The organism is Planococcus kocurii (assembly GCF_001465835.2).
In the GTDB taxonomy this organism is placed as follows: Bacteria; Bacillota; Bacilli; order Bacillales_A; family Planococcaceae; genus Planococcus; species Planococcus kocurii.
The window spans coordinates 1,339,516-1,352,705 of sequence record NZ_CP013661.2; the positions used below are offsets into that span (position 1 = coordinate 1,339,516).

Annotated in this window: 13 protein-coding genes; 4 read left to right on the top strand and 9 right to left on the bottom strand. The window is 42.2% G+C overall.

Features of this window, described 5'->3' with window-relative positions; translation table 11 throughout:
• Positions 1-56 precede the first annotated feature (56 nt).
• Both AUO94_RS17375 and AUO94_RS06560 read right to left on the bottom strand, forming a co-directional pair.
• Positions 57-230 carry a hypothetical protein gene (locus tag AUO94_RS17375; protein WP_169793165.1) on the bottom strand — a complete coding sequence of 58 codons (174 nt, stop codon included), beginning with the start codon at positions 228-230 and terminating at the stop codon, positions 57-59.
• Between the two features lie 285 nt (positions 231-515).
• Positions 516-2,159, bottom strand: a complete 1,644-nt coding sequence (locus AUO94_RS06560; RefSeq protein WP_058386465.1) for an AMP-binding protein — start codon at positions 2,157-2,159, stop codon at positions 516-518.
• A 162-nt stretch (positions 2,160-2,321) separates the two neighbouring features.
• On the opposite strand from AUO94_RS06560, the gene AUO94_RS06565 reads away from it, so the two are divergent.
• Together AUO94_RS06565 and AUO94_RS06570 are read left to right on the top strand one after the other, a co-directional pair.
• Positions 2,322-3,479, top strand: coding sequence for a class I SAM-dependent methyltransferase (locus tag AUO94_RS06565; RefSeq protein ID WP_058386466.1), 1,158 nt, complete (start codon positions 2,322-2,324; stop codon positions 3,477-3,479).
• Positions 3,476-3,730: a hypothetical protein gene (locus AUO94_RS06570; RefSeq protein WP_058386467.1), complete on the top strand. Its 255-nt coding sequence runs from the start codon at positions 3,476-3,478 to the stop codon at positions 3,728-3,730. Before AUO94_RS06565 ends, AUO94_RS06570 begins: the two co-directional genes overlap by 4 nt.
• A 47-nt stretch (positions 3,731-3,777) precedes the next feature.
• Here AUO94_RS06570 and AUO94_RS06575 read toward each other — a convergent pair whose 3' ends face one another.
• From AUO94_RS06575 to AUO94_RS06585, 3 genes are read right to left on the bottom strand one after another with little or no spacing between them, the layout of a single operon-like run.
• Positions 3,778-4,506, bottom strand: a complete 729-nt coding sequence (locus AUO94_RS06575; RefSeq protein WP_058386468.1) for an alpha/beta hydrolase — start codon at positions 4,504-4,506, stop codon at positions 3,778-3,780.
• A gap of 24 nt (positions 4,507-4,530) precedes the next feature.
• On the bottom strand, positions 4,531-5,145 hold the full coding sequence (locus AUO94_RS06580; RefSeq protein WP_058386469.1) for an NAD(P)-dependent oxidoreductase: 615 nt from the start codon (positions 5,143-5,145) through the stop codon (positions 4,531-4,533).
• Between the two features lie 42 nt (positions 5,146-5,187).
• On the bottom strand, positions 5,188-5,919 hold the full coding sequence (locus AUO94_RS06585; RefSeq protein WP_058386470.1) for an NADPH-dependent oxidoreductase: 732 nt from the start codon (positions 5,917-5,919) through the stop codon (positions 5,188-5,190).
• 103 nt (positions 5,920-6,022) lie between these two features.
• On the opposite strand from AUO94_RS06585, the gene AUO94_RS06590 reads away from it, so the two are divergent.
• A complete protein-coding gene (locus AUO94_RS06590; protein ID WP_058386471.1) occupies positions 6,023-6,577 on the top strand; it encodes a M15 family metallopeptidase in 555 nt (184 codons plus the stop codon).
• A 115-nt stretch (positions 6,578-6,692) separates the two neighbouring features.
• Here AUO94_RS06590 and AUO94_RS06595 read toward each other — a convergent pair whose 3' ends face one another.
• Positions 6,693-7,688, bottom strand: a complete 996-nt coding sequence (locus AUO94_RS06595) for a GNAT family N-acetyltransferase (protein ID WP_058386472.1) — start codon at positions 7,686-7,688, stop codon at positions 6,693-6,695.
• A gap of 6 nt (positions 7,689-7,694) precedes the next feature.
• Positions 7,695-8,357, bottom strand: coding sequence for a Dph6-related ATP pyrophosphatase (locus AUO94_RS06600; RefSeq protein WP_058386473.1), 663 nt, complete (start codon positions 8,355-8,357; stop codon positions 7,695-7,697).
• A gap of 226 nt (positions 8,358-8,583) precedes the next feature.
• Between AUO94_RS06600 and aldA the strand changes: the two genes are divergently transcribed.
• Positions 8,584-10,032 (top strand): aldehyde dehydrogenase, encoded by a 1,449-nt coding sequence (gene aldA / locus AUO94_RS06605; RefSeq protein ID WP_058386474.1) that lies wholly within the window; start codon positions 8,584-8,586, stop codon positions 10,030-10,032.
• A gap of 52 nt (positions 10,033-10,084) precedes the next feature.
• On the opposite strand, the gene fumC is transcribed toward aldA, so the two are convergent.
• Positions 10,085-11,467: a class II fumarate hydratase gene (fumC, locus tag AUO94_RS06610; protein WP_058386475.1), complete on the bottom strand. Its 1,383-nt coding sequence runs from the start codon at positions 11,465-11,467 to the stop codon at positions 10,085-10,087.
• A gap of 82 nt (positions 11,468-11,549) precedes the next feature.
• On the bottom strand, positions 11,550-13,049 hold the full coding sequence (locus AUO94_RS06615) for a UDP-N-acetylmuramoyl-L-alanyl-D-glutamate--2,6-diaminopimelate ligase (RefSeq protein WP_058386476.1): 1,500 nt from the start codon (positions 13,047-13,049) through the stop codon (positions 11,550-11,552).
• Positions 13,050-13,190: the final 141 nt, after the last annotated feature.

Here is a 13,190-nt window from a genome sequence, read left to right on the forward strand (position 1 = left end):
TCTAGTGTTTTTGGGCAGATAAAAACCTCCAGGCAACCTTCCCTGCAGGTTTCGAGTTACTCGTTTTCAATTGTTTGCGTGCAAGGATCCTCAGCAACGATGGCCATCTTTAACCAAGCCACGTCTGCTTGTATTTTTAGTTTCAAGGATTGATCAACGCATCTTCGGGATTCATTTGTGAGTTTGGTCAGTTCAGACTTAAAAATGGCTAATTCTTCTGCTGTAATCACTGGAAACACCCTCTAGGTAAGGCTTTGATAACTTATGCTCGTTCAATGCAATAAAAACATTATTCTCAAGCAAATCATCCATCCCCTCCTTTTACTGTACAAACGCTGAGCAGCAAACTCTCACTCAGCTATGACTACTATTTTAACTTAAATAATCCTTCTTTTTACTTATGTCCCCTTAGTTGCAGAAGTGTAAACTAACTGGATAATTCATGAGTAGTTCTTCTGTAGCCCACGCAAAAAAGCGCCTCGAAAGACGCCTTGTATCTACATGATTCTATCTCTTTAAACTTCTGCTTTTTGGCTATTTAGAATGGATAATTCACGCAGCTTAAATTTTTGTATTTTTCCTGAAGCTGTCATCGGGTATTCTTTCGTAAACTCGATGTACCGCGGAATTTTATGATGAGAAATTTTGTCCTTGCAGTACGTTTTCAGTTCTGCCACAGTCAATTGCTCATCTTCTTTCAAGATAACCCAAGCCATCAATTCTTCTCCGTATTTCGGATCTGGCACACCAACCACTTGAACATCTTGAATAGCAGGATGCTGATAAAGAAATTCTTCAATTTCACGCGGATAAATATTTTCACCTCCACGAATCACCATGTCTTTAATGCGTCCTGTGATGGCGATATAACCAGCTTCATCTTCCACCGCGATGTCCCCGGTGTGAAGCCAGCCTTCTCGATCAATGGCCACTTTTGTTGCTTCTTCATTATTATAATAGCCTTTCATAACATGATAGCCCCTCGTACAAAGTTCTCCAGGCATGCCTGTCACGACTCCTTCTCCAGTCGCTGGATCAATAATTTTCACTTCTACTCCGGTATGTGGCTTACCGACTGTTGATACTCTTTTTTCAATATCATCATCCGCCCGTGTTTGCGTAATTACTGGAGATGACTCTGTTTGTCCGTAAGCAATGGTAATTTCAGACGCTCCCATATCCGTGATCACTTTCTTCATCACTTCAATCGGACAAGAGGATCCTGCCATAATACCTGTCCGCAGTGTAGAAGTATCGAATGATGAGAACTCAGGATGATTTAATTCTGCGATAAACATCGTGGGCACTCCGTGAAGCCCCGTACATTTCTCATCTTGCACCATCTGCAGCACGCGTTTGGCATCAAACTGCTCTGCAATGACCATCGTCGTAGAATGGGTCACTGCCGCCATTGTCCCAAGAACACAGCCAAAGCAGTGGAAAAATGGCACTGGAATACATAGCCGATCGTTTTCCGTAAGACTCATCGTATCGCCCACTAACTTGCCATTATTGACAACATTGAGATGTGTCAGCATGACTCCTTTCGGAAATCCGGTCGTGCCGGATGTGTATTGAATATTAATAACGTCATCAGGGTCCATCGAGTGGAAGCGCTCTTCAAGTTCCGAGTCGCTAACTTTTTTAGCAAAAGCCTCAAACTCTTGCCACGTGTAAATTCCCGGATACTTGTTATTGCTCATGACAATAACTCGTTTAAAATGAGGCAACTTAGCGTTTGTGATGTGTCCTTTATCAGCTGTTTTCAACTCCGGGCAAATCTTGTTTAATATATCTATATAACTCGTTCCTTTAAATTCTTCGCCCACTATTAAAGTTGTTGCGTCCGACTGCTCTAATAAATATTCAAGCTCACTCGACTGATAGCTCGTATTAACCGTCACTAAAACACCGCCCATTTTGCCGGTAGCAAATTGGCTTAAAAGCCATTCACGTTTATTGTCTGACCAAATGGCAACGTGCTCTCCTTTTTCAATGCCAATCCCGATAAATGCCTTTGCAAGAAGATCTGTTTCTTCATCAAACTCTTTGTAAGTTTTTCGGATTCCATGCTCTGGATAAACATACGCCTCAGTTTCCGGATTTCGTGCGGCTTGTTCTTTAACTATTTGACCAACCGTTTTTTGTAAAACAACCATTTTCCATCCTCCTAATTGAAAACGTTTTCAGTCTACTCTATATTATCACAAAATTCCGAAATAACAGAAGGGGCCTGCGCCTTAAACTAAAACGGACAGTTCGCCCTTTTTATACGCTGCATGATAAACTAAACCTATTACATGCAACGGAAGGGACTCATTATGGAATTACAAACCATGCAAGACCAACTCACTGAACGTCTGTTACAGCAACAACTGGTTTCAGCAACGATTAGCCAACCTAGACTAAAATCAAACGATATTAAGCGCATTAAACTAAAACCCGTTGAAATAAAAAAGGAATACTTGATTCAATTTGAATTTCAGCACGAACACGTCTTAAAGCATGAAAATCTACCAGTAGAAAAAGCTGCTGAGAAATTGGCTTTTCTTTTTACTGACTTTCGTCAGGCGCTGTTCCAATTTACAGATGAGCAAGTACAAATCCAGCTTTCTAAGAAGTTCAAAGTCAACTGGAAAGCCCAACAAACCGGCGAAAAGAAAGCTGAGCTATCCCATAATCGCAAAAAGCAGTATTTATTAGAAGACGGCATTGTCTATCCGTTTCTCGTACGCCTGGGTGTGCAAAGTCCAGATGGCAAAGTTAAAAAGCAGAAATACGATAAATTCCGGCAAATCAATCGCTTTATCGAATTTATTGATGATACGCTCGCTTACTTGCCACAAGACCGCACTGTTCGCATCCTCGACTTTGGTTCTGGAAAATCGTATTTAACCTTTGCGTTATATCATTATTTGCGTATTGAAAAAGGGTTAGACCTTCGCGTTACCGGACTTGATTTGAAAAAAGAAGTCATCGAAGAATGTCAGCAAATTGCGGCAGATCTTCGCTATGAACAACTTGAGTTTCTAGTCGGTGACATTAACGATTACAATGATGAAACGGCAGTGGATATGGTCGTTACGTTACACGCTTGTGACGTGGCAACCGACATGGCTTTAGCGCGTGCTGTTAAATGGGATGCCAAAGTGATTTTAAGTGTTCCGTGTTGCCAACACGAATTAAATAGCCAAATCGGTGCACCTGAACTCGGCATCATGCTGCAACACGGCTTGATTAAAGAGCGCTTCAGTGCTTTGGCGACAGATGCTATTCGAGCTGAATTGCTATCTCTTGTTGGGTACGAAACGCAATTAATGGAATTTATTGATATGGAGCATACCCCTAAGAATATCTTGATTCGTGCTTATAAAACCGGTAAAAAACCCGTTGCTGGTCAATTTGATCGCTACCGCCAATTCACTAGCCTGTTATCGGCTAAACCATTTTTAGAAAACGAATTAAAGGAGTATCTATGAAACAAAAAAACTTGGTAAACGGCATCATTTTAGCTTTTTCGGTCGTATTGATCCGATTTATCGATGTCCAGATTTATGACATGAATTTGGTTGTGACATTGCTCATCTTAGTCGCTCTTATCTACGGTGCTATGCGATTTGTTGAACGCTTCCCATCGCTTGATCAACCTGTTAGTAAACGTGCAGCCTTCACTGTTAATACGCTGGTGATTGTCGCTATCTTCTTGGCGTTCTTTATTTTTAAACTATGACAAGCAAAAAAACGGTAGCTGAATGGCAGCTACCGTTTTTTTGTCGATTAAGGAGAATTTTTGTTTATCCACTCTGTTAACGCTTTTACTACTTGGTCTTGTTGTTCAATCGCAGGTATTTTGGCTGCATTGTCACCTTTTTGCTCTCCGTATAAACCAAATTGTGCGTGGTTGCCACCTTTGATTTCCACAAAGACACTGTCGTCAGAGAACAGCTTACGACTTTCTTCAATATCAGTAACCGTAGATAAACCATCGCGTTCCGCATAAATCGACAACATCGGCAAACTGCTGTCCGAAAAATCACCCGCTGGATAAGCACCCAGAAAATAAAGTCCGGAAAGTTTCGCTGATGGGTCTTCTGCATAAAAAGAAGCAGCTACGCCACCTAGAGAATGTCCTCCAAGAAACCATTCTTCGACTTCCGAATGCTCTTCGATGATGTCATGTGCTGTTCCAGAACCAAGAATCCCAAAATTCAAGGGCAGTTGAGGAATCGACACGACAAAGCCTTGTTCACTTAAGGATTGGCCAAGATAGGCATAAGCTTCCTTTTCAACTTTAGCCCCTTGATAGAGAATCACGCCTTTACCATTCGGCGTTGCTGGCTGAAAAATTAGTCCTTCTGCGTCACTTTCAAGTGCAGACAAATCTACTTTTTCAGTTAAGATTTCACTAGGTCCATAATCGAACTGAGCGTAAACAACAAAACCTGCAACTGCAATCACCAATAGCACAAAGACTGCTACTGCACTACGCAACAACCACTTTTTCATCGGAACACCTTCTATCTGAGTCTATTAATAAGCCAAGCCTACACGTCGCTGAACAAATTCTGTTGATTCAAGCTGATGATAAGCAAATTCTGCCGTATCGCCAACTGTAATTTCTTTGCCTTCTTCGGGCAGCAGATCCTTTTCTGCCCGGTAATTCCCGCGTACCTCACCATCTGGTAAGTATGTAGGACAAACAATCGTCCACTCAAGCTCAGTCTTTTCGAATAAGCGATAAACCGCTTCATGCTCTTCAGCAGCAAAAGTCAGCTTGCGCTTAGAATCTCCGCCCTCGTAACGAAGCAGTCCAGGGCTCAGTCGGCTATCTAAAATTCCAGCTGTACCAATTGTTATCACTCGTTTGATGTGATGGCTTTCCATAGATTTTACAATCAAAGGTGCCGCTTCAGACAAAGTTGTCGTTCGATCTGTACCCACAGCGCTGAAAACTACTGTAGTTTCTGCGATTGTTTTTTCAATATCTTCTGCGTTTCGTATATCCCCTAGAATAATTTCCAGATTCGGATGGGTTTCTAATTTTTCTGAACGAACCAAAGCTTTCACGTGATGACCATCAGCGAGAGCTCGCTTGAGAATTTCGCCTCCAACGCGGCCTGTCGCTCCGAATATCGCTAGCTTCATAGCTTTTCCTCCTAGTAGTTAACTTCAATATCAGTCTAATTTTTATTTAAAATGATAGCCTTTTTTCGCCAATACTTCTTTTAAATCTTGGCGATGTGGCTTACCTAGAAAATCAGCCATCTGCTTTGTCCACGTCGCGCTCTTTTGATTTGAATCGCGGCTGGCGTAATAGGCTTGAATTGTGCTGTCGTATTCTGGCAGGAGGGTTTCGTATTTTGCTTCATCGTAGTTATTTTCATGCAAAATAGCATGAACTGGCAAACGTGGCTTTACACCATTCGCTTCGTTCGGAACACCAATCGTCAAACCGTAAACTGGGAAGACGCCTTCTGGTAAACCGATCAACTCGCTAATTGCTTCCATATTGTTGCGGACACCACCAATATAACAAATACCATAGCCTTTTGACTCGGCTGCGAGTACAAGATTTTGCGCGAGTAACCCAACATCGGTTACAGCCACAATCATATTTTCAGCACGATCAAAGACGATTTCTTGTTGATGCAATTTCCCGGCATGTTGCAAGCGGTTATAATCGGCACACATTAAGAAAACAGCTCCTGCACCTTCCATTTGCTTAGCATTTTTAGATAACTCGCCTAGCTTTTTACGTTTCTCAGGATCTGTTACCCAAACAATCGAGTAAGCTTGGACGAAATGGGAAGTAGCTGCATATTGTGCAGCTTCAACCAGTTCGCTAACTTCCTCCCGTGATAATTGCTTTTCTTTATAGTCCCGAACAGATGCATGTGCTTTCATTAATTCGATAACCATTAATTAGCTCCCCTCTCTAACTGTTTCTCTTATCGTACCAAATTCTTTGTCGTGTTACTGTTTTCGTGATTTTGCTACAATAGAATGGATAGAGGTGAAAGATTTGAAACACACAAAAACTGCTTTCTCGATTTTTTTCTTATTAATTCTTGGTAGTTTTTTATTTATATGGCTCGAAAACGAATTAACCTTTCGAGAACAATTAAAAGAACGTTCTTTGCCTTCTGGACTGCATCCTATCGTCGAAGAAAAGCGGGATTTATTGGTCAATCAAGCTGCTGAAATTGGGATTGACATTTTAATTACAGACGGTTACCGTTCGCCCGAAGAACAGGATGGATTGCACAGTCAAGGTCGCAATACCCCTGGTTCTGTCGTTACCCATGCACAAGCTGGAGAATCCTATCACAACTATGGATTAGCTATCGATTACGCATTACGCCTTGATGATGGTTCAGTTGTGTGGGACACGACACGTGATGGCAATGGCAACGGGGAAAGTGATTGGTTTGAAGTTGCCGCTATCGGAAAAGAGCTAGGCTTTGACTGGGGAGGCGACTGGCAGCGCTTTAAAGACTACCCTCACCTCGAAATAACTTTCGGCTTGTCGATTCGCGAATTGCAACAAGGGTGGCGGCCAGAAGATAAAATGGAGTAAACAAGGGAACTTCAGAAAACCCTGTAAACAATGAATAAAAATCAATTTAAAAACACACAAATCAAAAAGCCGGTGACTCTCGAGATAGAGAGTCACCGGCTTTTTAACTCTTTTTCTATAGCTCCCCGTGTGCCCAAGCAATACGGGGATCAATCTTTCTCGTCATCCTCACCACGATTGGTTGAAAGCCCATTCGCGGCCAGAAATAAGAAGCCAGTTGATTTGCGGTGTTCCAGTCCGCAACAAGATAGTCAAATCCTTGCTTTTTCATTTCACTGAAACAATGATTGGCTAATGCTTTTCCGACCCCTCGTCCACGAAGATCCGGATTTGTCGAGGCAGCAGGAAGTTCTGCACAGTTCTCAGGTGTCACTAAACTCATCGGCTCTTCTTTCCTGAAATACACATGGAATCCAGCGATTCGATTGCCTTGCTCGGCCATCCATAAATAGGCATCTTCATTTTCCGTCAAAGCTTCATAGTTTTCCTTAACATCTTCCAATGTTTCTCGTGTGATGGGTAACCAAGAAGGAGCAGTTGCTTGGTGAATGCTATTCCACATAGCCATTTTCTTTAGTAGCGGCGAGTCTTCTCGATCCCCTTTTCGAAACTCTAGCTTGGGAATAGAGCCAGTTTTCGGTTTGAAATCATCAAGTGACAGAACTCCATATTTTTGATCAAAGCTAAACGATTGGTCTAGCCATTGATCAATGACCAGCTCGTTGCCAAGAGGCGCTAACAACATATGATGGAAATAACCGTTCTTTATCCATTCAGCTCCTGCGTTTGCATATAATAGCCTCAACAACCGGGGATGTTCATGTCCACTAATTGCGATAGATTCATAATCCATCCAGACGAAACGTCCATTTTTAGCATCTTCTTTAAATTCATAAAGCAAGTAGCCAATAACGTCAATTCCCCTCACTGCAACAATGCCATTGATAAATGGCCGTTCTAATAGCTTTCGCAGGACTGTTTCTGCATCATCGATTTCTTCAAATCGTTCAGGTAGAAAATTAAAGATTTTACGTTCTTGTTCATGCCGTTTTGACAACAGCGTAGACATTTGGCGAATATGCTTTTCTTCCATCCCTGTAATTTGAATCATCCACAATCACTCCTCTGAATGAAGTTTCACTTCTAGTATCCCATAATTACCAACTTTCACCTTATCACCAAACTGAACAGGAATCGGTTCTACAAAGATTGGGCCATCCACAATCATCGTATGGAATTCTCCTTCTTCTCCGCAGGCATCAATCCCCGCAGCTTCTAGTTCATCAATTAACTCATGTGTAAATTCACGTCCTAAAAAGCGTTCATCCAGCCGTGTCGTATCTACAACTGTAATAACAGCCCGAAACCCTTCATCCACCAATTCTTTCAACAGGTTTTTTCGCGGCTCTTGCCATAGTGGATGATGAACACCGATTTGTGCTTCGGTGCTAACTTTTTGCACCCACTCTAAATGATCTTGCAAATCAATATCGCCATAGACCCCCATATTGATACCTTGTGCTTTGAACTTTTTTAAGTGTTCGATAAATTCTTTTTCATATCCAGACCAACTAGCTTTTCCAATGACCAACGGCAAGCCCATACGTTCAGCTTGTGCTTCCATCACTTCAATCGGCAGGCCATGTGATCGTGATTTGGTACCATCTTCTTCGAACATAGTAAATAATGCGAGGGGCATATGCCCCTCTAGCACTGCGCGATAATAGGCAAGTGCGGAATCTTTTCCGCCACTCCATGACATAATAAATGATTTTTGCATAACGCACCTCTTCTTTGTAATTCTTTGTTAGTGTAACTAATTCGCCACAGTTTGGTTAAAACCCTTCCGCATAGAGTCTTTTGAAGTTCTAAAATAATAAAAAAATGAGTAATACGCAAGGAAAAGATCGTCTTCATCTCGGCAATTTATCATTAGACATCGCTCTTTCTGTTTAGCACAGTAAAGCACAGGGAAAACTTTAAGCAGAGACAAAGGAGGCATACACATGCAACAGCATAAAATGTATATAAATGGGGAGTACAAAGAATCTACAGGAACCGAGTGGATCGATATCATTAATCCTTCGACCGAAGAAATCATTTCGCAAACCCCTAAAGGAACTAAAGAAGACGTGGATCGTGCAGTAGAAGCCGCTTTTCAAGCACAAAAAGCATGGGAACTCACGCCTAACATCGAGCGCGGCAAAATCGTTCGCAAGCTTGGCGACAAAATTGCTGAAAAACGTGATACATTTATCGATTTATTGCAGGAAGAACAAGGAAAAAGCTATGAATTGGCCAGCGGCGAAGTTGATCTCGCCATTGATTATTTCCACTATATGTCTGAATGGGCACGACGCATCGAAGGAGAGATTCTACCAAGCGATCGTCCAAATGAAAACATTTTTATCTATAAAAAACCAATTGGTGTTGTAGCTGGCATTATTCCTTGGAATTTCCCAGTCTTCATACTTGCCAGAAAAGTAGCAACAGCGCTTGTAACCGGCTGTACAATTGTTATCAAACCCAGCCAACAAACACCAAACACTGCCATGGAATTCACAAAAATCATCCATGCGATGGATGAGGTTCCAGCAGGTGTCTACAATGTTGTAACCGGAACTGGCTCTGAAATCGGCAACGCCTTGGCGTCACACGAAAAAGTGCAACTGGTTACCTTAACCGGTAGTGTTCCAGCAGGCACCAAAGTAATGGAGGCAGCTGCCAAAAATATCACAAAAGTCAATTTGGAATTAGGCGGTAAGGCACCAGCAATCGTCACTCAAAACGCAGATCTCGACTTGGCAGCTGAAGCGATCGCCACTTCTCGTTTAGCCAATAATGGACAAGCCTGCACAAACGCTGAACGTGTTTATGTGCATGACAGTGTTGCAGATGAATTCACAAACAAAATTATTTCAGTGTTCGAATCGAAAGTTATGGGGGACCCGCGCCAGAACAAAGAAGCTGACATGGGACCACTTGTCAGCCAGGAGCGTCTCGACACCGTAGACGACATGGTCAAACAAGCAGTAACAGAAGGCGCCACTGTGGCAATTGGCGGAGCACGTGACAGTAGCCGCTCTGGCTTTTTCTACAAACCTACCATCTTGACAAATGTTGAACACGATTCAGCTATTATCCGAGATGAAATTTTTGGTCCAGTGTTGCCAATCACCACTTACAGCACCTTAGAAGAAGCGATTGAAAAAGCCAACGATACAGAATTCGGCTTGTCTTCTTCCATCTACACAGACGATATAAACGAAGCTATGCAAGTTATCAATGAACTGAAGTTCGGTGAAACCTATGTAAACCGCGAAAATTTTGAAGCAATCCAAGGCTATCACGCCGGTATGCGTAAATCTGGACTTGGCGGAGCAGACGGCAAACATGGCATGGAAGATTTCCTAGTCACACAAGTCGTTTACATGCAGTATAAAAATAGTAAATAACTAAAAGCAACAAAAAAAGCGGCTGGGATTTTCCCAGCCGCTTTTCATCTTGTTATTTTCCTACCATGTTCTCTGGTTTTACCCATTCGTCAAACTGATCAGCAGTCAAATGTCCACTGTTTACGGCAGATTCTTTTAATGTCGTACCTTCTTTATGTGCTTGTTTAGCAATGGCAGCTGCATTTTCATAACCGATATGCGGGTTCAATGCTGTCACCAACATTAATGAATTGCTGACGTGGTTTTGGATAACATCCAAATTAGCTTCGATGCCTACTGCACAATGATCATTAAAGCTGATCAAGCTGTCCGTTAGAAGACGCACAGACTGCAAGAAGTTGTAAGCGATAACTGGCTTGAAAACATTCAATTCAAAGTTCCCTTGACTTGCCGAAAAGCCGATGGTTGCATCATTACCCATGACTTGAGCTGCAACCATCGTTAATGCTTCACTTTGTGTTGGGTTTACTTTACCTGGCATAATCGAGCTACCCGGCTCGTTTGCAGGAATCGTGATTTCGCCGATTCCGCTACGTGGACCGCTTGCCAACCAACGTACGTCGTTGGCAATTTTCATTGCGTCTGCAGCTAATGCTTTAATCGCCCCGTGCGTGTAAACCATTTCGTCATGGCTTGTTAATGCATGGAATTTGTTTTCTGCAGAAGTAAAGTTAGTACCTACTGCTTCGCTAATGAATTCAGCAACTGAAGGGCCAAATGTTGGATCAGCGTTAATGCCTGTCCCTACTGCAGTTCCTCCGATTGCCAATTCGCGCATATACTCAACGCTTTCACGAATCATGCGTTCGCTTTTCTCAAGCATATGTCTCCAACCGCTGATTTCTTGTCCAAGCGTTAGTGGTGTTGCATCCTGTAAATGAGTGCGCCCGATTTTGATCACTTCGTCAAACTTCTTCGCCTTTTCATCCAATGTTGCTTTCAGCTTTTGAACAGCAGGTACAAGGTTTTCTGTTACAGCTAAAACGCCTGCAACGTGCATAGCCGTTGGATACGTATCGTTAGAGCTTTGAGACATGTTCACATCATCATTGGGATGAAGTTTTTCAGCTGAATTTTGTTCTGCTAAAATTTCATTTCCGCGACGAGCAAGAACTTCGTTCATGTTCATATTCGACTGCGTACCGCTGCCTGTCTGCCATACCACTAATGGGAAATGCTCGTTCCACTTGCCTTCAATGACTTCGTTTGCAGCAAGTTCAACAGCTTTCATCTTAGCTTCTGACAATTTCCCAAGTTTATGGTTTGCTTTAGCTGTTGCTTTTTTCAACTGGGCAAAAGCCATAACCACTTCATGCGGCATACGCTCTGTACCGATTGCAAAGTTTTGTACACTGCGCTGCGTTTGCGCGCCCCACATTTTATCTGCTTCAACTTGAATTTCACCAATGGTATCTTTTTCTGTACGATATTGCATTCCATTCACTCCAATTCTGTTGTCTATGACTTCTTCTCTTCTATTATAACCACATTTGGCCGCCAAAAAGCGACCTTTCGAGTTAAAAGTCGCTGGTTTTGCTACTGAAAAATTCTTCTATAATTGCTTCATCAGAATGCGGAATATATTTTCCTTTCACGATTTGCGCTCCGTTGATTGAGCCACTGGATAGCAGTACTAAATCATCCGGTCCACTTTCTTGAAGAGCTGCTAGAACCGCCTCACGCCTCGACTCCGCTGTCACTACGCGTTGCTTGTAAGGCACTGTAAAGCCTTTTAACACCGCATCAATTACTAAGCTGGGCTCATGAGAACCAGGATGATCCACAGTTACCACAAGAACATCCGCTTTGCCTTCAGCTGCTTTGGCCATCTTCGGCATTTTCGAAAAATCCCGTATACCAATACCTGCGATAAGTGCAATCAGTCGATTATGCGATAATTTCTTAACTTCTTGCAAGACGGCCGACAAGGCGACAGGTGTATGGGCATAATCCAAGATGATTTTCCGATTTTCAGGACCTTGGATTACTTGAAAGCGCCCTTCCACTTGAGACATCTTCGGCAAAACCGCCAAAATCTCTTCTATACGGACGCCCGATAAAAGAGCCGCACCAATCGCCGCCGTTAAATTGGCCGCATTGTATTCGCCGAAAAGAGGTACGTGAATTGGCCAACACTCCTCTTCGTAATATAAATCAAATTTCAAGCCCGTGTCTGAAGATTCACAAGCCGTCCAAATCAAATCGGCACTAGAATCCATTTGGTTGCTGTATGTTAAATGAGGATAGTGAACAACCTCCAAAATCTCTTTAGCCATGCCTTCGTCATCCATGTTGATTACAGCCGCTTTAGACTGTTTAAACAACATTAATTTGGATTGAAGGTAATGATCAAATGTCTTATGATATTCCAAATGCTCTTCCGAAATGTTGGTATGAATCGCTACATCAAAACGAATCCCTTCGACGCGTTTTTGATCTAATGCAATAGAAGTGACTTCCATTGCTACTGCACGATCTTTTTCCAATACAAAACGCGCAAAAATTTTATGGAGATCAGAAGAAATTGGCGTCGTGGGAGTGCTTTTAAAAAAAGGAATCTTGCCATCCGTTCTTAAAATTCCGGTCGTCCCGATAAATCCACAGGAAATGCCAAGAAGATTGAACAAATCGTAGACATAAGTAGCTGTAGTTGTTTTACCATTAGTTCCCGTAACAGCAACCTTGATTAAATCTTCTTGAGGCGAGTGATAAAAAAAATCAGACATATAGGCAAGTGCCAGCCGAACGTCCGCAACTACCGCGAAAGATAGATTGGGTTGTTTTTTTGCATGTTCAGTTAGTAACAGTTTATCGGATCCTATAATTGTTGTGGCTCCTCCAGCAATGGCCTCGTTGATATATAAATGTCCATCTGTGTGTTCGCCAAGCACGCAAAAGAAAGCACAACCTGGAGTAACTAATGTGGAATTGTACTCAATCGAGCTGATTGTTGATTTTTCAGGTCCAAATTGCATAAGGATCGGAAAAGAAGGAATCGTGCAAAGTTGTATATCCATTAAAAGGCTCCTCAAGGAAAATTCAAGTCAAATACCTATGGTTTCACAGGGATATGTATCATTATTCTATCATTTCCGTCTTGCATCGCAAACAGTTTTAATTTAACTTTTCTGAAATGAAGTTATTTTCTATCATTTCAC